Here is a 24,311-nt window from a genome sequence, read left to right as displayed (position 1 = left end):
CAAACAGCATTATGAGCAAGCGCCAGACAGGATTCGGCTCACTTGGCGGGCTGGTATTCTCCACCGATGCGGGGCGTATGTGCCCCGACTGTCGACAACCGCAGGATGCCTGTACCTGTGGTCAGCCGCAGATACCCGCTGGCGACGGCGTCGCCAGGGTACGCCGGGAGACCAAGGGGCGTGGCGGCAAGACGGTGACCACTATCAGTGGCCTGGCATTGCCGGCCGACGAACTCAAGACCCTGGCCAAGCGCATCAAGGCCCGCTGCGGTTGCGGCGGGTCGGTGGTGGATGGGGTAATCGAGATTCAGGGTGATCGTGCTGACATGCTTTGCCAATGGCTGATTGATGAAGGCTTCAAGGCCAAGCGCTCCGGTGGCTGATATCTGAATGCGGGACTCGCTGTCTTGACCCCCTCTGGTCTGCTTGCCACCGCGCGCCATCGTCTGACCCATCGCCGGGTCTGGGCGCTGGCGACGCCGATGATCCTGTCCAATATCAGCGTGCCCCTGGTCGGGCTGGTGGATACCGCCGTGGTCGGCCATCTGGATGGTGCCCATCATCTGGGTGGGGTCGCGGTGGGTGCGACGCTGATGACCTTCATTCTCTGGGCCGCCGGTTTCCTGCGCATGGGTACTACCGGTTTCGCCGCCCAGGCATGCGGGGCAAATAACGGTGACAAACTGCGCCTGGTATTGCTGCAGCCGCTATGGCTGGCGCTGCTGCTCGCATTGCTGGTGTGGCTGGTACATGAGCCGTTGTTGGCCGCGGGCCTGTATTTTCTTGATAGCAGCGCCGAGCTGCTGGAACAGGCGCGGATCTATTTCAATATCCGCCTGGTAAGCCTGCCGGCGGCCCTGGCCAACTTTGTGCTGGTCGGCTGGTTCATCGGTGCTCAGCGCGCCCGTGCGCCGCTGTATCTGTTGTTGGCGGTGAATATCACCAACGTCGTGCTCGACGTTTTCCTCGTCGTGGTGTTGGAGTGGGGCGTGGCCGGGGCGGCCTGGGCGACGGTTATCGGCGATTACGTCGGGCTGCTGCTGGGGCTGGCGTTGCTGCGCCCGGTATTGGCGCGTTATCCCGGGGTGATGCGCTGGACTGACGCGCTGCGCCTGCGTGGTGCGGCGCCGCTGATTCGGGCCAACCGGGACATACTGATCCGCACCTTGGCGCTGGAGCTGGTGTTCTATCTGCTGGTGTTGCAAGGCGCCCGGCTGGGCGACTCGGTCGTCGCGGCCAATGCGGTGCTGCTGAACTTCCTGTTGCTCACCTCCCACGGACTGGACGGCTTGGCCCACGCGGTCGAGGCGCTCGGTGGGCATGCCATGGGCCAGCGCAACCGGCTGGCGCTCAAGCGCGTGCTGGTCGTCAGCACGTTCTGGTCACTGGTGGTCGGGGTGGGTTTTGTGCTGGTATTCAATCTGTTCGGCAATCAGATCATCAGCCTGTTGACCGACCTCGAGTCGATCCGCCAGGTAGCTTTCGACTATCTGCCGTGGATGGCCTGGATGCCGCTGGTGGCGGTCTGGAGCTATCTGCTCGATGGATTGTTCATCGGCGCCACCCGCGCGCGCGCCATGCGCAATGCCATGGTGCTGGCGGTACTGCTGATCTATCTGCCGGCTGCCTGGTTGCTGCGTGATACCGGCAACCACGGAATCTGGCTGGGGTTCTATCTTTTCATGCTGGCGCGCGGTGTATTGCTCGGCGGTTGGTTCATCTGGCTGTGGCGGCGGGATCGCTGGATGCCCGCATAGGTCAATCGGCTCTCAGCCAGCAATGCAGATAGCGCCCCAGATGCCGGTAAGCCGGGTGCCGGCTATACAGCAATTCCTGCTCGATCACCTGTTGCGCATCGGCCTCGCCCTTGAACGGCTCGTGCATATAATCATGGAATACCCGCACGCCGGTCTGCTCGCGGCGATCGAACCCCGCCGCCGCTATCCAGCTATATACCTCACGTGGGTCCAATGGCTGCTGAGGTGTCAGACTGCGCTTGCCTTCGCCGGCCAGCTGGTTGCGTTGCAGCTTGCGGAACTGGCCTTTGATCAGGTTCTTGTAGATCAGCGCGTCGCGGTTGTAGAAGGCCAGTGACACGGCGCCCGCATCGTTGATCAGTTGCCGCAGGCAAAGCAGGGCGCTGGCCGGGTCCGCCAGCCATTCCAGCACAGCGTGACAGATCACCAGATCGTAGCGCTCGCCCCGGGCCGGCAACTGCTGCAACGGCAACTGCAGAAACTGCAGAGACTGGCCCGGCTGCAGCGGCTGGCTTGCCAGGCGCTCGCGAGCGGCGTCCAGCATTTCTTCGGCAGGGTCGCTGACCGTCACGCTGTGGCCCCGCTGCAACAGCCATTCGCTGATATGCCCCAAGCCGGCACCGGCATCCAGAACCCGTAACGCTTGACCCTCGGGCGCGAGCTCGGCCAGCCACTCCTGAAGGTCGCGAGTAAGTACCGCAAGGCGAATCGCACCCTTGGGGCCGGCGTATATCTTGCGCGCGAAATGGGTGCCCAGCTGGTCGAAATACCGATCGGTCATAAAGAATTTTCTACCTGCGCATGGGCAATCACAAGCGACTGCGGACGAGAGGATTCAAGGTCTCGAAGTATATCAGGTGCCTTCACATTCATGGTCTTACGTAGCGAATCGGTAGGAAAATACGAACTTCTTTGCGGCCGGCCGGTCGGTATTTACTCAGGTAATAAACCAAGAGGAAATACCTTATGCGCCTTAGCAAAATATTGATTCCGGTTTCTGCCGTGGGATTGATGGCTGGGTCGACCTATGTTCTGGCTGCAGATCCGGTCTCCAATCTGGGCATCATCATCGCTGCTGACAAATATGAAATGAACTCGGATAACGATGATGTCGATGGTCGTGACGAGACTGTCGGCAAGGGTGGTATTTTCTACAATTACGGCAACAAGATGACGGGTGGCCCCGGCACGATTTTCCAGATTGGTGCCGATATCCGTTACGGCGAAAAGAATGACAACGAGGTCAAGGACGCCCGTGCTGAAGCGGACCTCGGTGTGCGCATGCCGTTGAGCAACAACAGCAACTTCGACATGCTGGTCGGTCTGGGTTACGACTGGACTCGCTTTGAGCTGGAACGCAGTAACGCCGACGTGGAGCTGAGTAACAAGAGCCCCTTCGCCAAGGCCGCGATCGGGTGGCACCATCAAGGTGACACCTTGACCACCCGGCTGGAGGTGGGTACCCGTTACAGCATTGAAGGCGAGGGCAAGGTGAAGCTGACCGGGTATGGCAGCGAAACCGCTGATCTGAAGAACAAGTTCAACCCCTATGCGGAGCTGAACTTCCTCTGGGACCGTGGCCAAGGCTTCCCCTTCACCGCGGGGGTGTATTACACCCAGACCAATTACGAGCTGGATGATGATTACATGCTGGCAGACAACACCGAGCTGGAAAGCAACGAGTTCGGCGTCAAGCTGGGCGTGCTGTTCTGATCCATCGCTGAGTTGTCCCCGTGATCCCGCAGCCGGTCTCGTCTGCGGGATCGTTTTTTCAGGCCCGGCGCAACTGCCGCGCCTGCCGCTTGCGCCACCAGATGATCACTCCGGTTATCGACAGCACGAAAATCGCCACACCCAGGACAGCAATCAGGATGCGCCCCGGCAGGCCGAGAATCCGTCCGCCATGGATAGGTGCCTGCAGCTGGAAGAACCGCTCGCCCCAGGTGCCCTGACCGGGGATTTCCTGCCCCAGCAAACGACCGTCCGTGCCGTGGAAAAAGATCCAGGCATTGCCTTCATTGCTGGCATGATCGCCAAAACCCGCGCCATAGAAGTTGTATTCGAAGCTGTAGTACAACTCGGTGATGGGCTCTAGCAACTGCAGCTCACGGGCATGCTCCATCGCCAATTGATAGGCTTCGCCGTAGCCATAACCGGTGATGCCCAATTCCTCGGCCGGCAATTCGCTGCGTGCTTCATAGACACTCGGCGCCACCGGCGAGACCAGCGACACCACCGGCTTGAAGATCTGCTCCGGCAGGTTCATCGCCACGCTGCTCACAGCTACCGGCAACAACAGCAACCATAGCCAGAGGCCGCCGGCGCGGTGAATATCCAGATTGACCCGCGTGGCGTGGCCGCGCTTGATCTTCCAGGCCCGTTGCCACTTCTGCCAGAACGGCCGCCCACGGGGAAAGGTCAATACCAGGGCGATGAAGCAGTCCAGCACCCAGGCGATGGCCACCAGCCCCATCAGCCACAGCCCCCAGTTGCCGGGCAGGGTCAGGTTGTAATGAAACTCCAGCATGAAGGGCACGAAGTTACGGCGGGAGAAGCAGCAATCACCCCAGTAACGCTCGCCGACCTGCTCGCCGGTGACCTGATCCAGATAGCGCACTATTGGCCTGTCGGGCCAGGGTTTGCCGGTCTCCGGGTCGGTGCGCGGGACCATCGCCAGTAGCGCGGCATGGTCGGCCTCGTCGGGAAACTCCATGTACCACACCTGCATGCGTGGCCAGGCGGTTTCTACCCGCTCGACCAGTTGCTCCGGTGGCAGTACCGGGCCAGTGGAGCTGGTGTGGTACAGCTCGGGGTTGAGCCATTCATCCAGCTCATGGTGAAAGGCGAGAATGCTGCCGGTCAGGCCCGCCAGCGCCAGAAACAGCGCCATGGCCAGTCCAAGGTAGCGGTGAAGATACAACAGGATGGAACGCATTGATTTTTATCCGAAATGCATAAGGCCGCCGGCAGACTGCCGGCGGCCTTATCGGGTGGTCAGAAGTCGTAGGTCAGGGTCGCCATGACGTTGCGCTCGTCGCCGTAATAGCACTGGCTCAAACTGTTGCAGGCCGCCACGTAGGTTTCGTCGGTCAGATTGTTCAGGTTGACGCGCAGGCCCAGCCCGGACGCACCCAACTGGCTGAGATCGTAGCCGACCGAGGCATCGAACAAGGTGTAGGAGGGGATGCGCAGGGTATTTTCCGCGTCCGCCCAGCTCTTGCCGAAATAACGGACCCCGGCGCCCAGTTGCAGGCTCGCCAATGGGCCGCTGGTGAAGCTGTAGTCAGCCCACAATGAAGCCATGTTCTTCGCCACTGCATTGGGGGTATTGCCACGGTTATTGACGCCGGCAGTGCCGGTGAAATCCTTCGAATACTCCACGTCCATCCAGGTGTAGCTGGCCAGCACATTGACCGGCTCGATAGGTTTGAAACGAGCTTCCAGTTCGACGCCGCGGGAGCTGATTTCGCCCACTGCGCGGTAGAAAGACTCACCGGAATCTTTGTTAGCCAGATTCGATTGGGTCAGGTCGAACAGCGCAATGGTATACAGGTCCTGGGTGCCGGGCGGCTGGAACTTGAGGCCGACTTCGGTCTGTTCGCCTTCGGTTGGATCGAGCAGGCTGATGTCAAACACGCCGGGTGCGGTTTCGTTGTAGGCGCCGGTGGCGTTGGGGTTGAACGACTGAGAAAAACTCGCGTAGGGTGATAGGCCATTGTCGAAGGCGTACAGTAATCCGATGCGACCGGAAAATTGATCGATACGCGCATCATCAGCTTGATTGCCGTACATCGAGCGGGTCTGCTCGAAATCCATATCCACCCAGTCCTGACGCGCGCCCAGCGATAACCGCCAGTTGCCCAGGCTGATCAGATCTTGAACATACAAGCCGGTCTGCTCCAGAAAGCGGGCTTCGTCATACTGGTGATAGAACACCGGAGTGGCTGCTCCTTCGGCGCCGGTAAAGGGGTCGATTGGGGCGAGGCCATAACCGGCGTCATAAGCGACCTTGGTTTTGCGCCGCTGGTAATCCAGTCCGGTGACCAGCGTATGGGACAGCTCGCCGGTGGCAAACTCGAACTGCAGCTGGTTATCCACACTCCAGGCATGCAGCGCTTCATCGGCGCCGGTGTAATAGCGGTCCAGGTTATCGGTGCCGGGAACGTAACCATACTGGTAGACCTGACCGGAATCGACCGTCGAATCCAGATACTGGAAATTCTGCCGGGCCGATACCACATCATTGAAGCGATGCTCCAACTGATAGCCGAGCATGTACTGATGGCGCTCGAATTTCTCGTAATCCTCATCGCCTTCGAAGAAACTGCGGGAGATGCGCCGGCCGTTGTGCGACGTGACCGTACCCTGCGCCGGCAACCCACCGTGGTAGCCGCCTTCGGGATCATGTTGCAACATCGCCAGCAGGGTCAGGCGGGTATCCTGAGTGAAATCGATAGCCAGCGACGGCATCAGCGCGAAGCGTTCGCTCTTGATGTCATCTACCTGGCTCGCCGCATCACGCACCACGCCGACCAGGCGATAGTTTACCCGCCGCCCTTCATCCAGCGGGGCGCCGATATCGAATGCGGCCTGCTTGTAATCGTGACTGCCATAGGACAGTTGCAGCTGACGATGGGTGTCATAACCCGGCTTCTTGCTGGTCATCGCCACCAGACCGCCCGGTAGGCTGCGACCATAGAGTACCGAAGACGGGCCCTTGAGAATGTCGATCCGCTCGACAAAGTAGGGATCGACCTGCAGCGTGCTGTAGGTGGCGCTGTCGCCCAACAGCTTCTGGCCATCCAGATACAGGTTGTCGACCGAGCCGTCGGTAATACCGCGCATGGCGACATAGTCGTAGCGGCTGGTCGCGCCATAGGGCGAACTCATCAAGCCTGGGGTGTAACGCAGGGCCTGGGCTACGCTCTGCGCGCCCTGGTCATCCATCTGCTTGCGGGTGACAACGGATACGCTCTGGGAGGTTTCCAGCAGTGGCATGCTGGTCTTGGTCGCCACACTGCTATGGGTAGCGCGATAGCCTTCGGTCTCACCCAGCGCATTACCCAGGGAGCCCCTGATGTAGGTGGGCTGCAGCTCAATGCCGGTGCTTGCTTCGGCTGGTTCGCCGGCGGCCATGACCGGTAGCGCCAGGGATATGGACAGGGGCAGCAGCAACAGGCTGAAGGGAATGGCGGTGCGCGGCATGGAGGTTCCTTTTCGTTTCAGGGATAAAAACGAAAGGAATATTAATCTTACTGATAGCGATTTGCATTAATTTATTTGCTGTTCAGTCAGGCGCGCTATAGTGGGTGGAGCATCGGATCAGTTCACGGGAGGCAGAACAACATGAGTACATTGACCCAGCAGCATTGCGAAGCTTGTCGCGCAGATGCGCCCAAGGTCAGCAAGCAGGAACAGGTGGAGCTGCAGCGCGAGATTCCCGGGTGGGAGATCATTGAGGAGGGCAATGAGCAACAGCTCAAGCGCGTATTCTCTTTCCGGGATTTCGCCGCCGCGCTGGTCTTCACCAACAAGGTGGCGGAACTTGCCGAATCAGAGAACCATCACCCGGCACTGCTGCTGGAATACGGCAAGGTGACGGTACGCTGGTGGACGCACAAGATCGGTGGGCTGCACCGCAATGACTTCATCATGGCGGCGCGAACTGATCAACTGGCCTCCTGATCAACCCTTGAGCTTTTCCGCCAGTGAAACGAAGCGGTCAATATAGGCTTGCAGGAAACCGTGGCTGGCAGGGCCGATCTCGCCATCGCTGGTGATCAATTCCGGTTTGAACTGGATATAGGCTTCGCCGCCCAGCACCACGGAGCCCAGAATGCCCATGATCTGGCGCAGATGCTGTTGGGCGTGTGCGGCACCCATGGCACCCGGCGAGGTACCGGTGAGGGCGACCGGCTTGTCGCGCCAGACGTTCTTGTCCATCGGCTTGGAACCCCAGTCAAGAGCGTTTTTCAGCACTGCAGGAACCGAGCGGTTATGTTCGGGCGTGACGATCAGCACGGCATCGGCAGCATTGATTTCGTCGGTGAAACGGTTAACGCTCGCCGGACGCTCGACTTCCAGATCCAGGCTGTACATGGGCAGGTCGTCAATCTGCGGATAGCTCACGGAAAAGTGCGCGGGCAGCAGCTTAGCCAGCGCCTGGGCATATTGACGGTTGATGGATACACGGTTGTTGCTGCCTACCACGATTGCCAGATGGATATTGCTCATTGGTGTCTCCAAAGGGCCACGCGCAGGCGTGGCGGGGAATGATTGGGCTATTGATGGTAGCGATTATCGATCATGATCGGCGATGAATAAATCGCTTATTTTGCGTTATTCATATCAAATTAATCGATATTAAGATGGCTCAGTTGAAGGCCGTCTCAGTGAAATTCGCCCGCACGGTGATCCGCTGGTGCCAGGCGGCCAATTCCGGGTAGCGGGACCGCCAATCAATCTCGGGCAGCCGGAACAGCACATAATCCAGGGCTACGGCCGTCACGATAATGCTGAGGTCCAATGTCTGCTGACCATCATCCCGATGCTGCGAAGCAAGAGCCTGGATGCTGCGGTCAATGGCCTGCAGGCGGCGCTGGCCGAGGACTGACTGATCCGCTTCGGCATCATGCTTGCGGCCGATCACGGTAGTGAAGGCTGCTTCCATCAGACCATAGCCCAGACCGGTGCGCTGCAATACCGCGGCGAGCTCTGCCGGTGGCAGCAGCCGTGGCGACGGCGTCAGGTTGTCCAGGTACTGGGCAATCAGCAGCGACTCGGCAATGGCACGACCGTCCTCGGTAACCAGCACCGGAATGCGACCCACCGGATTGGCCTGCAGCAGCGCCGGGTCGTTCGTCCACGGATCGCTCCAGCATAGCTCCAGCTGATCCTGCAGCCCCTTTTCCAAGGCGATGATGCGGGCCACGCGGGCAAAGGGGGAAGTGGCATTCAGGTAGAGTTTCATGTCACAGGCTCCGTGGTGAGGCGGCCGGTTGAAAGCGACCGCTGAAGATGATCAGTAGCAGCCCAAGACCGAGCAGGGCGCTACCCAGGGCGAACAGTGGTTGGTAGCTGCCGAGCAGGGCGTACAGGCCGGACATGGCATAGCCCGACGCCGCCTGCAGCACGGCGAAGGCGGCCGTGGCATAGCCCCACAGGCGTTTATGCTCGGCAGGGCCACCGAGTTCGGCCAGTCGCCCGGAGGTCAAGGCCACGAGACCGGGTACCATGGCACCGACCAGGAAAGAAGAGACCGAGTTGCTGAGCAGCCCGCTGGCAAACAACGGCAGGGCAATGGCCAGGCATTTGATCAGGTAGCCAGTAGCCAGACTGCGGTGCCAGCCAAGGCGGCTGACCAGCAGTCCGGCGGCCAGCGGGCCGATGATCGCGCCGGCGCCAAACATCGCCCATTGCGCGGCCGCCGCGCTGCTCGTCTGGCCCTGCTCGCGGGCCAGATAATCCACCCAGAACACCGTATGCGGAATGAACCCGGCGGCGTCCATGGCGTAGGCCAGCATCACCAATATGATGGCGATGCTCAATACAGGGGCGCCGCCGCCGGTTCCGTTGGCGGCTGCGATCGTCGCGGCCGGCGGCAGCCGCGCCAGCCCCTGGTCACAGATAAAACCAGCCAGTAGTGATAACACGCCGAGGGTCAGCCAGCTCCACATCAGATCGTATTGGATAAGCAGCGGCAACAGCGTCGCCGACAGCAATGCGCCTAGGCCGATACCGCAGAATACCAGCGGGCCGACAACCGGGCGTCGAGCGATGGGGGCGCGGGTCAAGGCCAGCGAAGGGCCGACTACCACCAGAATCGCTCCGGTAATACCGGCGAGCAGCCGCCAGAAAAAGAACCAGGCGAAACTACCGGGCGTAGCGCTGGCGAAAAAGCTCAGGGCGATGCTGATAAAGCAGAAGGCAAGCAATTGCCGCGCGCCGAAGCGTTCGGAGAGCCGATGGGCCATCAGTGCGCCCAGCAGGTAGCCCAGCAGATTGGCGGCGCCGAGATAGATCGCGGCACTGGCATCGAACCAGCCCTGCAGCACCAGTATCGGAATCAAGGGGGTATAGGCAAAACGGGCGAGCCCGACGCCGACCAGGGTGGCCATCATGCCAGTCAGCAGGGGCGGCAAATCGTTGCGCTGAATCATAAGAGGTTACAGGCGCTCCTTCAGCGCAGGTCGATCTGATAGCGAAAGCCTTCCGCCGCGCCCCGTGACAGGCGGTATTCCAGCGGCGTGGCATCATAACCCAAGGCGATGCGTTCAACTGCCACGACCGGCTCACCGGCGGCAATGCCGAGGAGCTTCGCCATATGCTTGTCGGCTGATTCAATGGTCAGGGTTTCCCGAGCCGAGGCTATCAGTTGGCCACAGCGTTCCTCATAAAAGGGGTAGAGCATGTTGGCAAACTGGGTGGGATCAATGTCCAGCAAGGGGGAGAATCGGTCCTTCGGCAGCCAGATCTCCTCGCGAAACAGGCGATCTTCCTGAATGATCCGTTCACGCGTCAGGTATACGGTGGGTTCGTTTTTTTCCAGGGCAAGGGAGTGTCGAACAGCTTCTGGAGGCAGCTCAAGCGAGCGCGTGAGAATACGGCTCTGGGGCACCGGTTGGTTACCCGTGGGGCTGACCTGACGGAAGAACCGGAAGAACGATTCGGCAAACTGCGGTCTGCGCACAAAGGTTCCGCGCCCGTGGTTGCGTTCCAGTATCCCTTGCTTGACCAATGTATCGACAGCTTTTCTGACCGTGCCGATGGCCACGCCATGGAGCCTGGTCAGCTCCGTTTCGCTAGGAATGGGTGTGCCGGGCAGCCATTCTCCGGCGGCAATCCGAGCCAGCATTTCATCGCTGAGCTGTTGATACAACGGCAGGCGTTCGTCAGGTCTCATTCTCGCGGGCATGCGCATATCCATGTGAGCGAAGGCGCCATCTTACCACCAAGGTCGCAGGTGAAAAGATTTGACAGCCTGCTGCGTCATCAATATTGTCCTCTAGTCATATATATGAGTATATCTCTAGGCGAACCTGCGCCATAACAACATAAAGGTATTTCCATGAAGTCCTCCCCGCTTGCAGTAACCGGGATTGATACCCATGCCCATATTTTTCGTCATGATCTGCCCATGGCGGCCGGTCGTCGTTACAGCCCTTCCTATGATGCGCTGGTGGAAGACTACCTGGCCCACCTGCTAGGCAGCGGTCTTTCCCATGGGGTGCTGATCCAGCCAAGTTTTCTTGGTACCGACAACAGCTTCATGCTCGAGGCGGTTCGCCGCTACCCGGAGCAGCTGCGCGCCGTGGTAGTGGTCGACCCGCAGATCAGCGATGCGGAGCTGGATAGGCTGGAGGCCTCGGGTACGGTCGGGGTACGATTGAATCTGGTGGGTCTGGCGCTGGAAGATTTTGCCCAGCCACGCTGGCAAGAGTTCTTCCTGAAACTGGCTCGTCGTCATTGGTCGGTTGAGATCCAGCGGGGGATGGAGGATCTGGCGCTGATTCTTCCCAGCATTCTCGAATCCGGGGTGGCAGTGGTGATCGATCATTTCGGCCTGCCCAAAGGCATGATTGATCCGGACCACAGTAGTCACGGCCGCTTCCTCAGCCTGCTGGCCCATGAACAGCTCTGGATCAAGCTTTCCGCGACCTATCGCAATAACCTGACGCTGGACCAGGCAGCGGCCAACCTGCGGGTGCTGATCAGTGCCTGTGCCGGTCATGACCGATTCCTCTGGGGCAGCGACTGGCCGCATACCCAGTTCGAGGATCAGGTCAGCTACGTTTCCCAATATTCCATCATCGAAGCGCTGCTGCCGAATCCTGAGCACCGCGCCAAGGTGCTGGTGGACAATCCCGGCAAGCTGTTCAAGTTCGCCTGATCACAACTGCAAAGGTACTTCAGCATGACGAGTTTCATTGTGGTTGCTGCCATCATTGCCGCCATCGCCCTGGGCTATAAGACCAGGATCAATATCGGCCTGTTTGCCATCGCGTTTGCCTACCTCATCGGCTGCTTCGTAATGGGTCTGAGCCCGTCCGAAGTCATCGGTATGTGGCCGCTGAAAATGTTCTTCATCATCTTCGCCGTGTGCCTGTTCTACAGTTTCGCCATCGTCAACGGCACATTGGAGAAGTTGTCGGAGCACCTGCTCTATCGTTGCCGAAACGTGCCACATCTGCTGCCCTATGCCATTTTCTTCACATCGGCGCTGATTGCCGCGATGGGCGCCGGTTACTACACGGTGCTCGCCTTCATGGCGCCGATTACGCTGATGCTGTGTGAAAAAACCCGCATGAGCCTCATTATCGGGGCGATGTCGGTCAACTATGGCGCGCTTGGCGGGGCCAACTTCGTATCCAGCCAGAGCGGGATCATTTTCCGCAGCTTGATGGTCAACTCGGGGATCGCCGAAGAAGTTGCCTTCATCAACAGCTTCGGTATTTTCGCCAGCACCATGCTGATTCCGCTGGCGGTCATTACCGTGCTGGTGTTCTTTACCGGCCACAGGAAATCCATGCAGGGTGCGAGTCTCGGAGTAAGCCTGCCGACAGCATTCAACCAGCAGCAGAAAACCACCCTGTGGCTGACCCTTTTGATGATGGCGCTGGTGCTGATGGCGCCTATTGCTCACCTGATCTTCCCGGACAGCGCCACTGCCACTTTCATCAACAGCAAGATGGATATCGGGCTGATCGCCAGTGTTTTCTCGGTGATTGCACTGTTGCTGAAGCTGGGCGATGAGCGCAAAGCCATGGCGTCGGTGCCCTGGAGCACACTGATCATGATCTGCGGTGTGGGCATGCTGATTTCCATTGCGATCAAGGCGGGCACCATCGACATGCTGGCCTCATGGATCGGTACCAACATTCCGACCAGTCTGGTGCCTCTGGCGTTTGGCGTCGTCGCAGCGCTGATGTCGCTTTTCTCCAGCACGCTGGGTGTGGTGACGCCCGCGCTGTTTCCGATAGTACCCTCCATTGCCGGCAACCTCGGCCTCGATCCGATGATCATTTTCATCTGCATCGTCGCAGGCGCTCAGGCGACGTCCATCTCGCCGTTTTCCTCCGGTGGCAGCCTGATGCTCGGTGCCTGCCCTAATGAAGAGGCACGTTCGGGCCTGTTCTCGCAACTGCTGTTCCGGGCTGCGCCCATCGGTATTGTGGCTGCGTTGATATTCAGTATCGTGTTGACGTTCTTCTTCTAATAGGAAATGCAATGAAAGAAGGGCAGCTGGAAAGCTGCCCTTCTTTGTCGCTTTACAGAGATATTACCTGACCGCGTCTGCCAGTCCGGTTTCTATGGTCGTCTCGGTCTCCGGGCCGATCTCGACAAATGTATCGTTGGACAGGTTGTAGACCGGCCAGTCCAGGCCATTGGTGCTGGGGTTTCCAGTCTTGGCGAAATTGCTCCACATCAGCATCATCTGCTGCGCAACGGCGGCGTCCTTCGAGCCCCATTCCATGGATGCATAAACATCCGCCGCATCCCCTTGGCTGCCGGTGATACCGTTGTCGTTCAGGTCGCCAATTTGTGGCCGGCTACCATCCGGGGTGGTTACCAGGCCGAGCTGGAAGTTCTGCACCATGCCCGTCGGATGATTGAACAGGTAGGGCAGTTCACAGCCATGGCAGCTTCTCAATCCCATCTCGGCCCAGCCATCGGGTACCCGGCTGAACTTGTAGATGAACTGGTTTGATTGATAGTAGTCCGAGCGCTGCTCCAGCCAGATGGGGAACGATGACCGATGGTTCAGTCCGTCGCCCGATGTAACGCCGGCCATGAGCGGAACATCGCTTGGCATGCCGTTGAGAGCATTCTGGTAATAGGTCTCGGGCTGGTAATAATGATCCGCGTTCGGCCGATAAGTCTGACGTGGGATGCTGTTGTCCGCTTCTGCCTGGACGATGGCGGTCCACGGCAGCGCCCGGGCCTCTTCGAGGTTGCTGGCACCGATCCGCTCGAACATGGCTACCCCAAGCTCCTCTGCCGAACGCAGCGATTCGGAGGGCGAGCCGGTTTCATCCATGGGCGCAAAGGCGCTTTGTACAATGGCCTTGTGAAACAGGCCGGTGGCCTGGGGAGAGTTCATCAACGAGTAGGCTTTTCCGCCACCGCCGGACTGGCCGAACAGGGTGACATTGCCAGGATCACCGCCAAACTCGGCAATATTGTCCCGCACCCATTTCAGCGCCATGACCAGATCCATCTGACCGTAGTTGCCGGAGCCACCGTACTGGCTTTCAGCGCTCAGCTGGGGATGGGCAATATAGCCGAAGGGCCCCAGGCGGTGGTTGACCGTCACCAGCACCACCCCTTCATTGGTCAAGCTGTCGGGGTTGTTGTACTGCCGAGAGTTGGCCGAAAGAATGGTGAAGGACCCGCCATGGAACCAGACCATCACCGGCAGGCCATCGGCGTCCTTGGGTGCGGTGACGTTGAGATAGAGGGAATCCTCGCTCATGCCCCCTTCGTTGATGCCTTCCAGTGCCATGTCCTGCGCTGACTGGTCCGCCCAGGCGATGGCGTCGCGAACGCCTGACCAAGGTTCGGGCGGCTCCGGTTCACGCCAGCGCAGCTCTCCGAGCGGGGGAGCGGCATAGGGAATACCCAGAAACTGCCAGGTATCCTCGGTCGCTTCGAAGCCGCGCAGCTCTCCCCCGGTGGTATTGATTGTTATCCGCGGGTTGGTCGCGCGCTGGAAGTGTTCGATCGCATCCGTAGCGGAGGCGATGACACGAGGACGGGGGTCGGTATCGGAGAACGCTCCGGCGTCTTCCAATGCTGTAATCAACGGCTGGAGGCTGGTGCGAAAATCAGTCGTTGGCTGGTCGAAATCAATGTCGGGAGCATGTAAGGACACCTCAGTACTGATGGTGTCGGTGAGCTGGATGCCGTTATTCAAATCCCCATCGGCATCAAGAGTCTGCAGCAGGATCAGCTTGTTGTTCACCCGCTGATCCTGCGCCGAGCTGGCGCCTGCGGTGATGCTCAGCGGCGTCAGTATCTCTGCTCCCTCGGCGGCTCCCAATTCCAGCGCGCCGATAGAGAAGGTAATGGTTTCCCCTTGTCGATACTGAAACTGACCCTGGTCGTCCGTGGCGCTCGCGGCGGTGTCGGTGCCCTGGTAATCGAGCCCCGACACGGCGCTGTCAATGAAAGTGCCGGTAAGCACCGTGGGTTTCGAGGAGGAAGAAGAGCCACCGAAACAGCCGGCCAGCAGCAAGGGTACCAAGGAGGTGGCCAATACAATCGAGCGATTGCCTGGTCTGGTCATGCGATACATGAATTGAACTCCAATTATTGTTGTTTTAAGCCTTTCGGGACAGATGCTTTGCTCCGCACCGAGAATATCCGTTGCGGGCCACATCCATGGCCTAACGAAAGAACGTTGCGTTCCGATCGGGAACGCCGGGCAGTATAGAAGCGAATAGTGAGACGTAACCCAAATTGGTTAGGCTTGGAGCACAGAAGTGCAGATGGTGGCGGGATGGAATCAGGCGGGATCGCTATGTGATTTTAAGTCATTATCAAGATATGTCTCTACTGATGCAGAGCGCCTAAGGCTATTTATGCCTGGCAAAATTGAATCAGGCCTACTTTTGATTTTCCGTCTTTATAGTGACCAAGCATTCACTAACAGAATGATTGGTCATTAGTTGTCTTGGCTAGACTGACAGTGCCGCTCATTCACGACGGTAGGAGGAGAGCAGCCTCATACAGCAGAGGACTGCATTGGTGGTCAGGGGTGACGGCCTGCGGCAAAAACACGGTGCGTTGGATGACGCCGGCCGGGGAGCTTGGCTTAGGTCAGCGCATTTCAAACAGTTCCTGATGAAAGTGCTGGTGGACCGGGAAACCCGAAGCGGCGAAATCCCGGCGCAGCGCTTCGCCAAATTTCGCCGGGCCACAGAACCAGATACTTGCGTTACGCCATTCAGGAACTGCGGCGCGGATGCGCTCGGCAGTCAGATAGCCATCACGGGCATCGATCAACAGGTGCAGTCGCACGTCGGTACTGCTGACGTCCTCGGTCAGGCGGGCGAGTGCCTGTTCATCCACTTCGGCGGTGCTATGGAAAAAATCCACCGGCTGATTTGCCGCCGGATGCGCAGCCAGATGTTTCAAGCGGGCGACAAAGGGGGTAACACCAATCCCGCCGCCGATCCAGATTTGCCGCGGGCGCGGGTCGTCGAAGGTAAAACAGCCGTAGGGGCCTTCCAGGATGATCGGCTGGGCGACAGTCAGCCGTTCATGCAAGGTACGGGTATGGTCACCCAGCTCCTTGACCACAAAGGTGATATCCGGCTCGTTGGGGTCCCAGCTGGAGGCAATGGTGTACGGATGAAAACCTTCCTTTGCATTCGAGCTGGCAAAGGCGAACTGGCCGGGTTGATGCCCCGGCCAACCCGAGACCCTGGTCTGTATTTCCAGTGATTTGACCCCGCCATAGTAATGCAGCCCGGTAATGCTGCCCGGTACCCGGCGCTGGGCACCTACCCGACGTAACAGCGAGATCACCGCAGCCCAGCTGCCAACGACCAGCAGCAGACCAGTCAGCCAGCCAATGGGAGATTCCCAATAGCTGAACTTGAGCAGTGCCAGGCTATGCATTGCCAACACCAGATAAATGATGGCCAACAGCCGGTGGACCTGGGAAAACAGTCGGTAGGGGACGCGCTTGATCAGCGCCAGGACGATGAAGATAACCGCAACATAGAAAGCCCATTCGCCCAGGCTTTCGGCGAGGCCGCGTTGGTTGTAAAAAAAAGCTTCCAGTGGTTGCTGCACAGCCTTGGGGCCTTTTTGCGGTTTTACCAGCCAGCCCCAACCCACTGCCCATTTTGGCCCTTTGGCAGCCAACCAGTGGAGAACGGAAAGAACCAATGCGCCCATGCCGAGCCATTTATGCAGCCGGTACATCTTGTCGAGTCCGTTTAGCCACCGTTCCAGCCATTTCGGCCTCAGTGCCAGCAGCATGCCAAGACTCATGCAACCTATGGCCAGCACACCGGTCAGTTGTACCAGCAGACTACGCCAGGTGAAAAACCCGCGCGTGTTGGACAGACCTGGCTCGGCGATCAGCCAGAGCAGGGCAATCAACCCCAGGCTCGACCAGAATACCCATTTCAAGTGACGCACCGTATAACCCCTCCCGGAGTGAGCTTGAATAACAGAACTCTGAGGAGTATTAAACGCGGTTTGCTGAGGTCAGCTCATGATCGATATCAATCAGCTTGATGTTTTTTGGCCGTATATTGAGCCAGACCTCAACTTTTCACGGGAGGTTGCCCATGAATCGGCTGAGTGAACAGCAGAGTATTATCAGCGCCATTGTCGTCATGGGCGTGACTGCCTGCGGTAAAAGCACCATCGCCGAGGCGATCGCTCAGCATGCTGATGGGGTGCACATCGAAGGCGACCAGTTCCACAGCGCCGCCAGCATTGCCAAGATGCGCGCGGGTATTGCGCTGGATGACGCCGATCGGGAAGCTTGGCTCATTGAGCTCGGCGAGTTGCTAGCCGAAGCGGTGGCGGCGGGGCAGCGGCCGGTGCTCAGTTGCTCTGCCTTGAAGCGGTCTTATCGTGAGCAGTTGCGAGCAGCCGTACCCGGGCTGGGCTTTGTGTTCCTGGATATCGACCGGGAAGAGGTGGAGCGCCGGGTAGCCCGGCGCCAGGGCCACTTCATGTCCAGGGATCTGGTTGATAGTCAGTTCGATACCCTGCAAAGCCCAACTGGCGAGCCAGGCGTATTGACCGTGGATGCCACCTTGCCGGTCGCCGAGATCAGTTGCCAAGCAGTGGCTTGGTGGGACGCAAATAGATAATGTGCCGGTTGACGCTATCCATTCACCAAACCGATGCTGCCCACACAAGGCTGTTGATTCGCCTGGCTTTATATGGCCTTGCCAACGCGGCGCGGCTACTCTCGGGCTCTCGATAAAAATTGCAACATGCCTATCAGGAGCAACCGATGAGCGAAGTAACCACCGAACTGAGTGGCGGCATACTCACCATCACCATCTCGCGTCCGGACAAGAAGAACGCCTTGACCAATGCCATGTACGGGGCGTTGGCTGATGCGCTGGAGCGCGCCGAAGCCGAGGCGGGTATCCGCGTGGTCGTTTTCCAGGCCGATGGCGAGATATTCTCTGCCGGCAATGATCTGGGCGACTTCACCAAGCAATCGACGGGTGATGGCCCAGCGGTGCGTCACGTCGAGCGTTTCCTGAATAACCTGGTCAAGGCCGGCAAACCGGTGATGGCGGCAGTGCAGGGCAAGGCGGTCGGGGTTGGCACCACCATGCTGCTGCACTGTGATTACGTATTGCTGGCCGAGGATGCTCAGTTAATCGCACCTTTCATCAATCTGGCGCTGGTTCCCGAGGCTGGTTCGAGCCTGCTGATGCCGCTGCGCATCGGCCACGTCCGTGCATTTGAAATGTTCGCGCTCGGCGAGCCGGTGTCGGCTCAGGACGCTCATGCCTGGGGCATCGCCAACAAAGTTGTCAGCCGCGACACATTGCGCTCGGAAGTTCAGCGCATCGCCACCCTCATCGCCGAAAAGCCCGCCGGTGCGGTAGCCCTGGCCAAGGGACTGATGCGCAACACTGATGCCGTATTGGCGCAAATGGAACAGGAGAGCGGCATATTCTCTGCCCAGTTGCGTAGTGCGGAAGCCAAGGAAGCATTCCGGGCTTTCGCCGAGAAGCGCAAGCCGGATTTCACCAGCATCGGCAAGAACTGAGCCGAGGGAGAAATTATCTCCTCGTTATCATGACTGGTTTTATATCTGGATTTGCTTGGTGAATAATCCATTTAAGATTAGCGTTTCATAATCCGCTCACTATAGTCGTTTGTGCATTCAGAGACACTTCACTGGTTTGATCGGTGTCTTGCTGAGATGCGCCTCGACAGCATACGGATGTGGGGAGGCATATTTCGGGCCTGCCCCACGCCGGTCCGACAACATCGCAAAAAGGGACTCAATTACAAAAATAAAGCGGAGATCTGCTGATGTACCTCAATAACCGGGGCGTTCGCCCTCGTTCTGTATTCCTTACTGTTTCTTTCACTGCGCTATTGCTGCCGCTCAGCGGCTGTTTCAATGGCTCATCTGGCTCTGACGACGAGCCCAGATCCCTGACCGGTGTCTTTGTTGACAGCGCCGTCGCGGGGTTGGACTACCATGGCGAGCGCACCGCCGCCAGCATCACCGACGCCCAGGGACAATTCACTTACCTCCAGGGCGAGACCATCAGTTTCGCCATCGGTGACCTGGCGCTGGGTTCAGCGGTCGGGGCAGAGATGCTGACACCGCTGAGCATCACCGAAGGGGCGAGCGCACCGACAGATCAGAGTGTGGTGAACAAGCTGATACTGCTGCAGACGCTTGACGCCGATGGCAACCTCAACAATGGCATCCAGATCAGCGATGCGATCCGTGGGGAAGTATCACTGGAGGCTGCTACCATCGAATTTGACCAACCGGCCAGTGACTTCCGAACCAGCCTCGAGCCTTTGCTGGCACGGCTGGAGGAGGCCGGGGCGTTTTCCGACACGGACCCGCGGCCGCGCACTGTGGTTGCGGTCGATGAGGCGCTGGAGCACTTCGCTCGTTCGACCGCCGAGCGTCATGTGGTCGACACCACCAGCGGCCAGCTGCGCGGCTTCGAAGCGGATGCCAATACCTGGCAGTTTCTCGGTATTCCCTATGCCAAGCCGCCGCTGGGCGACTTGCGGTGGCGCGCGCCGCAGCCGGTTGAATCCTGGGAGGGCATTCGTGAGGCTGTCGCCTGGTCGGATCAGGCCGCGCAGAACCCAGGGCTGGAGCGGTTCGGGGAAGGCGGCATGAGCGAAGACTCCCTTTACCTCAATGTCACCGCGCCCAAGGATGCCAGCGAATTGCCGGTCATGGTCTGGTTCCATGGCGGCGGGTTCACCTCTTTGACCGGCAATACCAAACCGTTCAATAACCCCGAGGCGGTAGCCAGCAAGGGCGTGGTGCAGGTAGCGGTGAACCAGCGGCTGGGACCCTTCGGCTATATCGCTCACCCGCAGTTGAGTGCGGAAAGCGGCTACAACGGATCGGGCAACTATGGGCAGATGGATCTGATTGCTGCGCTGGAATGGGTGCAGGATAACATCGAGGCGTTCGGCGGCGATCCGAACAACGTCACCATTTTCGGTGAGTCCGGCGGTGGCCGTAAGGTATTGTCCCTGATGGCCTCACCTGAGGCGGCCGGGCTGTTCCACCGGGCGATCAGCCAGAGCGGCACCCTGTACCCTGATACCCGTAGCCTGGCGGCGGCAGAAGCCATTGGCAGCGAGTTGCAGACCCGGCTGGGTGCTGCCTCGTTGGAGGAAATGCGCAGCAAGAGCTGGCTGGAGGTCGTCTCCGCGGCAGCTACGCTGGTGCCCTATACCAACGTGGACAATCACTATCTGCCCCATACCGAACGAGTCAGCTTTGAAAGCGGTGTGCAGAACGATGTGCCGTTCATGTTCGTCATCAATACCAACGACACCATCGACCCGATCAATACCGTGATCGATGTGTTTCCCTGGATGGCGCCGCTCAACACTTCGCCGGTGTTCGCCACGCTGTTCAGCCATCAGCCCCGGGGCTGGCGGGAGCAGGGCGTCGAGGCTTACCACGGCGCCGAACTGGCCTACATGTTCAACATGCGGGAAAGCGTGATCACCCACTACCAGCTTGGCCTGGTTATCGACCCGGCAACCGGCGAGTCGTTGGTGATCGGTGATCTTAACGGCAACGGCGTCACCGGCTCGCAGGGCGACGCGGCGGATATCTACGCCTCCGCCGGCTTCGATGCAACCGATGATGAAGTGATCGAACGCATGCTCACCATCTGGACCAACTTCGCCAAGACCGGTGACCCGAGCATTCCGGGTGAGCTTGATTACCCGCTGTATGACGGGCAGACACAGCGCTATGTCGAACTGAGCGATCAGGCCGAAGTGAAGCTGAGGATTGCAGACGTATTTGCCGAATAAACCACAACAATAACAAGAGGTTTGATTATGATTCAGCGCAAAAGCAATCGAAGGGGCGGGCAGCGGCTCGCCACTTCGGTATCACTCGCCTGCCTATTGCTTCCCCTGGCAGGCTGCTTCGATGATTCCTCCAGTTCCGATGACAAGCCCGTAGTCAGGACAGGTATCTTTATCGACAGCTCCGTCGCCGGGCTGGACTACGGAGGCAACACCACGCCCGCCAACCGGACCGATGATGATGGACAGTTCAACTATCGGCTCAATGAAACCATTAGTTTCGCCATTGGCGATCTGGCGCTGGGCTCTGCAGTGGGCGCAGAGACCCTTACACCTCTGAGCATCACGGCTGGCGCCACCTCCGCCGATGATCAACGGGTGCTCAACAAGTTGATTCTGTTACAGAGCATCGATGCCGACGGCGATCTCAACAATGGTATCCAGATTACCGATAGCATTCGCGAGGAGATATCGCTGAACGCCGGCGTCCTGGAATTTGACCAGACCACCGCTGATTTTCGGGCGAGTCTGGCGCTGTTGCTGGAGACCCTGGAGGAGGCGGGTGCCTTCTCTGACACTGACCCGCGCGCGCGGTCCGTGGTGACGGCCACCGATGCGCTGGAGCATTTCACCCGGGCAACCGGCGAACGGATCGTGGTGACCACCACCGGCGGCGAGCTACGCGGCTTTGCCGCCAACGAGGACACCTGGCAGTTCCTCGGTATTCCCTACGCCAAGCCGCCGCTGGGTGAGCTGCGCTGGCGACCACCGGTTGCTGCCGAACCCTGGACCGGGGTACGGGAAGCGGTGTCCTGGGCTGACCAGTCGGCTCAGGATATGGCGCTGGAATCGATCAACAAGGGCGGCATGAGCGAAGATTCGCTGTACCTCAACATCACCGCGCCCAAGGATGCTGCTGATCTGCCGGTGATGGTCTGGTTCCATGGTGGCTCCTTTGCCATCCTGTCGGCGAACTCCAGCCAGTACAACAACCCGGATGGTCTCACCAACAAGGGTGTGGTGCTGGTGACGGTCAACCACCGTCTGGGCCCGTTCGGTTATATCGCTCATCCGCTGCTGACTGCCGAAAGCGAGTACGGTGGCTCGGGCAACTATGGCCAGATGGATCTGGTGATGGCGCTGCAGTGGGTGAAGGATAATATCGCCGCCTTCGGTGGTGATCCGGGCAATGTCACTCTCTTTGGCCAGTCGGGTGGGGGCGGGAAGACCTATTCGCTGATGAACTCACCGCTGGCTACCGGCCTGTTTCACAAGGCTATCGTCCAGAGTGGCGCCTCGCCGCTGGACACGGTAAACGGGCCGGAGCACTCGCTTGCTGAGTCCGAGGCCATTGGTGCGGCGTTATTTGCCCGGACCGGGGTGAGCACGTTGGAAGAAGCGCGTGCATTACCCTGGACGGCTTTTGCCCAGGCGGATAAGGAAAACGGCATCCCGCGTCAGACCTATCGGCCCAATGCGGATTTCTATTATCAAACCAAGACCTACTACGAGAACGTGCTGGAGGGCATGCCAAGTGATGTTCCGCTGATGGCCGGCGTGACCAACGGCGATTACCCTGACCTGCGTGCTGCGCTGCCGGTCTGGCTGTCGCAGCGTTCGGCAGAGTACGAGTCGGACCAGTATGTGTACAAGTTCAGCCGCGTTCCGGATGGCTGGCGGGATATGGGCCTCAGAAGCTGCCACGGCTGTGAGCTGCCCTACCTGTTCAGTCACCCGGCGGGGATGGTGCAGAACTTTCAGCTCGGGCTGGTAACGACGGCGGAAGGGACGCGGCCGACAATCGGTGATCTGAATGGCAATGGTGTCACCGGCAGCCAGGGCGACGCGGAGGACGTATACGCATCGATGGAGTACGGCGCCGACGATGTGACCATCGAGGAGCTGATGATGACCATGTGGACCAACTTCGCCAAGACCGGCAATCCCAGTACTGAAAGTCTGGACTGGCCGGTGTATACGGAGTCCGCCGACACCTTCGTTGAAATCGGACCTGGCACCGAGGCGACAGTGGAAACTGGCCTGGCCGAGTCGGTTGATTGAGTCTGAGGTGATCGTTAGGTGATAGACAAAGGGCAGCTTCGGCTGCCCTTTGTGCTAATCCTGCGCCGACCTCAGCGCAGTGCGGCCAATGCCTGGGTTTCCAGCTCGCTTTTCAAGCCGGGCTCCAGTTTCAGCTGGCGGGCCAGCTCATCCAGGTAGGCGCGTTCCATATAGCTTTCCTCATCCACCATGATGATGCTGGCCAGGTACATCTCGGCTGCGATTTCCGGGGTGCGCGCTGACTGCGCAATATCGGACGGGTCCAATGGCTTGCGCAGTTCCTGATCGAACCATTGCTTGAGCTGAGGATCGTTGGTGAGCTTGGCTACTTCACCGTCGATCAGTTCCCGCTCGCGATCATCGATATGGCCATCGGCCTTGGCGGCGCCGATGACGGCGCGCAGGATAGCCTGGCTGTGTTGTTCCACCTCCAGAGGGGGCACACGATCCACGGTTCGCGGCGGCGTTTCGAGCACGGGAGCGCCCGGCTGGTTCTGCTTCGTCTGCCAGTTGCTATAGGCCTTGTAGGCCACCACGCCCAACGCTGCCAGACCGCCGTAGGTGATCACCTTGCCACTCATCTTGCGCGCCTTCTTGCTGCCCAACAGCAGGCTGACCGCGCCGCCACCCAGCGCGCCACCGCCGATGCTGCCGAGCAAGCCGCCCAGCGGTGAATTATTGCCGGCCGCAGCGGGCTGGCTGGGTTGGCTGGACTGACCGCCATTCTGGTTCTGCAGCAGGTCCTTTCCGGCGTTGAGCAATTGATCAAGCAGACTGCGTGTGTTCATGATGACCTCTGTGGTGACTTGAGCAAGGGGTGGCTCGTTGTGGTGTTTCCATTATTCTGCAGCTAATGTTGGTACACGCTGGTGCGCCACGGTTCCCCAAGCCTATACCTCTTCAGAATCGATCAGGAGCAAAAAATCCATGTTCAATTATTTCAAACGGTGGTTGCCGGGGGTGGGGTTGGCCTTATTGGCCGTATCGGCCCAGGCATTGGAAGTGGGTGATCCGGCGCCGGACTTCGAATTGCCTGGCTCGGATGGCGAGACGCATCGATTGGCGGACTACCGCGGCAAGCAGGCGGTGGTGCTGGCCTGGTTCCCCCGAGCCTATACCTCCGGCTGCACCATCGAGTGTAAATCTCTGGCGGAGAATGGCCACCTGATCCGCGAATACAACGTTGCCTATTTCATGGCCAGCGTCGATCCTCTGAGCAAGAATAAGGGCTTTGCCGCCGAAACGGGTGCGGATTTTCCGCTGCTCAGTGACGAGGACAAGTCGGTGGCAAAGGCCTATGGCGTGCTGCACCCGCTGGGGTTCGCCAGGCGTCATACCGTCTACATCGGCAAGGACGGCCAGGTGCTGAAGATCGATACCGATGTGGAGCCGGCCACCTCCGCTGAAGATATGGCTGCGACCTTGGGTGAACTAGGGGTTGAACCGAGCCGGTCCGAGCAATAACGCGAG

General features: G+C 59.3%; 21 protein-coding genes. 11 read left to right on the top strand and 10 right to left on the bottom strand.

Annotated elements, in window-relative coordinates; translation table 11 throughout:
* Positions 1-11: 11 nt before the first annotated feature.
* Both DHB74_RS01685 and DHB74_RS01680 read left to right on the top strand, forming a co-directional pair.
* On the top strand, positions 12-383 hold the full coding sequence (locus DHB74_RS01685; RefSeq protein ID WP_036988723.1) for a translation initiation factor Sui1: 372 nt from the start codon (positions 12-14) through the stop codon (positions 381-383).
* A gap of 24 nt (positions 384-407) precedes the next feature.
* Positions 408-1,757 (top strand): MATE family efflux transporter, encoded by a 1,350-nt coding sequence (locus DHB74_RS01680; protein WP_235833924.1) that lies wholly within the window; start codon positions 408-410, stop codon positions 1,755-1,757.
* 1 nt (position 1,758) lies between these two features.
* On the opposite strand, the gene DHB74_RS01675 is transcribed toward DHB74_RS01680, so the two are convergent.
* Positions 1,759-2,538 (bottom strand): methyltransferase, encoded by a 780-nt coding sequence (locus DHB74_RS01675; RefSeq protein ID WP_074778032.1) that lies wholly within the window; start codon positions 2,536-2,538, stop codon positions 1,759-1,761.
* 185 nt (positions 2,539-2,723) lie between these two features.
* Between DHB74_RS01675 and DHB74_RS01670 the strand changes: the two genes are divergently transcribed.
* On the top strand, positions 2,724-3,470 hold the full coding sequence (locus DHB74_RS01670) for a hypothetical protein (RefSeq protein WP_036988726.1): 747 nt from the start codon (positions 2,724-2,726) through the stop codon (positions 3,468-3,470).
* A gap of 58 nt (positions 3,471-3,528) precedes the next feature.
* Here DHB74_RS01670 and DHB74_RS01665 read toward each other — a convergent pair whose 3' ends face one another.
* Together DHB74_RS01665 and DHB74_RS01660 are read right to left on the bottom strand one after the other, a co-directional pair.
* Positions 3,529-4,692 (bottom strand): PepSY-associated TM helix domain-containing protein, encoded by a 1,164-nt coding sequence (locus DHB74_RS01665; RefSeq protein ID WP_136869628.1) that lies wholly within the window; start codon positions 4,690-4,692, stop codon positions 3,529-3,531.
* A gap of 59 nt (positions 4,693-4,751) precedes the next feature.
* A complete protein-coding gene (locus DHB74_RS01660) occupies positions 4,752-6,962 on the bottom strand; it encodes a TonB-dependent siderophore receptor (protein ID WP_136869629.1) in 2,211 nt (736 codons plus the stop codon).
* A 141-nt stretch (positions 6,963-7,103) separates the two neighbouring features.
* Here DHB74_RS01660 and DHB74_RS01655 point away from each other — a divergent pair, with 141 nt between their 5' ends.
* A complete protein-coding gene (locus DHB74_RS01655; RefSeq protein WP_036988729.1) occupies positions 7,104-7,442 on the top strand; it encodes a 4a-hydroxytetrahydrobiopterin dehydratase in 339 nt (112 codons plus the stop codon).
* Here the strand turns inward: DHB74_RS01655 and DHB74_RS01650 are convergent, their stop codons facing one another.
* The 4 genes from DHB74_RS01650 to DHB74_RS01635 form a co-directional block, all read right to left on the bottom strand.
* Positions 7,443-7,991: an NADPH-dependent FMN reductase gene (locus DHB74_RS01650; protein WP_136869630.1), complete on the bottom strand. Its 549-nt coding sequence runs from the start codon at positions 7,989-7,991 to the stop codon at positions 7,443-7,445. It abuts the gene before it with no gap.
* A gap of 139 nt (positions 7,992-8,130) precedes the next feature.
* A complete protein-coding gene (locus tag DHB74_RS01645) occupies positions 8,131-8,727 on the bottom strand; it encodes a glutathione S-transferase N-terminal domain-containing protein (RefSeq protein ID WP_136869631.1) in 597 nt (198 codons plus the stop codon).
* A 1-nt stretch (position 8,728) separates the two neighbouring features.
* Positions 8,729-9,916 (bottom strand): YbfB/YjiJ family MFS transporter, encoded by a 1,188-nt coding sequence (locus DHB74_RS01640; RefSeq protein ID WP_074778042.1) that lies wholly within the window; start codon positions 9,914-9,916, stop codon positions 8,729-8,731.
* A gap of 20 nt (positions 9,917-9,936) precedes the next feature.
* Entirely contained in the window at positions 9,937-10,683 is a 747-nt protein-coding gene (locus tag DHB74_RS01635; RefSeq protein WP_499160641.1) for a GntR family transcriptional regulator, read from the bottom strand.
* A 141-nt stretch (positions 10,684-10,824) separates the two neighbouring features.
* On the opposite strand from DHB74_RS01635, the gene DHB74_RS01630 reads away from it, so the two are divergent.
* The gene (locus tag DHB74_RS01630) at positions 10,825-11,646 is read left to right on the top strand and encodes an amidohydrolase family protein (protein ID WP_074778044.1); all 822 of its coding nucleotides are present in this window, start codon (positions 10,825-10,827) and stop codon (positions 11,644-11,646) included.
* A gap of 24 nt (positions 11,647-11,670) precedes the next feature.
* Complete coding sequence (locus DHB74_RS01625; RefSeq protein ID WP_074778046.1) at positions 11,671-12,972, top strand: SLC13 family permease; 1,302 nt, start codon at positions 11,671-11,673, stop codon at positions 12,970-12,972.
* Between the two features lie 63 nt (positions 12,973-13,035).
* Here the strand turns inward: DHB74_RS01625 and DHB74_RS01620 are convergent, their stop codons facing one another.
* Together DHB74_RS01620 and DHB74_RS01615 are read right to left on the bottom strand one after the other, a co-directional pair.
* Positions 13,036-15,051, bottom strand: a complete 2,016-nt coding sequence (locus DHB74_RS01620; RefSeq protein ID WP_169304608.1) for a carboxylesterase/lipase family protein — start codon at positions 15,049-15,051, stop codon at positions 13,036-13,038.
* Positions 15,052-15,575: 524 nt separating this feature from the next.
* Positions 15,576-16,907 carry a ferredoxin reductase family protein gene (locus tag DHB74_RS01615; RefSeq protein WP_136869633.1) on the bottom strand — a complete coding sequence of 444 codons (1,332 nt, stop codon included), beginning with the start codon at positions 16,905-16,907 and terminating at the stop codon, positions 15,576-15,578.
* A gap of 152 nt (positions 16,908-17,059) precedes the next feature.
* Here DHB74_RS01615 and DHB74_RS01610 point away from each other — a divergent pair, with 152 nt between their 5' ends.
* From DHB74_RS01610 to DHB74_RS01595, 4 genes are all read left to right on the top strand, one after another.
* Complete coding sequence (locus DHB74_RS01610) at positions 17,060-17,593, top strand: gluconokinase (protein ID WP_074778052.1); 534 nt, start codon at positions 17,060-17,062, stop codon at positions 17,591-17,593.
* Between the two features lie 146 nt (positions 17,594-17,739).
* Positions 17,740-18,513 (top strand): enoyl-CoA hydratase, encoded by a 774-nt coding sequence (locus tag DHB74_RS01605; protein ID WP_136869634.1) that lies wholly within the window; start codon positions 17,740-17,742, stop codon positions 18,511-18,513.
* Between the two features lie 269 nt (positions 18,514-18,782).
* The gene (locus DHB74_RS01600) at positions 18,783-20,783 is read left to right on the top strand and encodes a carboxylesterase/lipase family protein (RefSeq protein WP_499160640.1); all 2,001 of its coding nucleotides are present in this window, start codon (positions 18,783-18,785) and stop codon (positions 20,781-20,783) included.
* Between the two features lie 27 nt (positions 20,784-20,810).
* Positions 20,811-22,841 carry a carboxylesterase/lipase family protein gene (locus tag DHB74_RS01595; RefSeq protein WP_499160639.1) on the top strand — a complete coding sequence of 677 codons (2,031 nt, stop codon included), beginning with the start codon at positions 20,811-20,813 and terminating at the stop codon, positions 22,839-22,841.
* A gap of 71 nt (positions 22,842-22,912) precedes the next feature.
* Here the strand turns inward: DHB74_RS01595 and DHB74_RS01590 are convergent, their stop codons facing one another.
* Positions 22,913-23,629, bottom strand: a complete 717-nt coding sequence (locus DHB74_RS01590) for a tellurite resistance TerB family protein (protein ID WP_036988744.1) — start codon at positions 23,627-23,629, stop codon at positions 22,913-22,915.
* A 139-nt stretch (positions 23,630-23,768) separates the two neighbouring features.
* Here DHB74_RS01590 and DHB74_RS01585 point away from each other — a divergent pair, with 139 nt between their 5' ends.
* Positions 23,769-24,305, top strand: coding sequence for a peroxiredoxin (locus DHB74_RS01585; protein WP_499160638.1), 537 nt, complete (start codon positions 23,769-23,771; stop codon positions 24,303-24,305).
* Positions 24,306-24,311: the final 6 nt, after the last annotated feature.

Origin of the sequence: Pseudomonas sp. G11-1 (genome assembly GCF_024031555.1) — a bacterium.
In the GTDB taxonomy this organism is placed as follows: Bacteria; Pseudomonadota; Gammaproteobacteria; order Pseudomonadales; family Pseudomonadaceae; genus Halopseudomonas; species Halopseudomonas bauzanensis.
The sequence above is the reverse complement of the archived record's forward strand: the minus strand, read 5'-3'. Positions and strand labels throughout refer to the sequence as shown.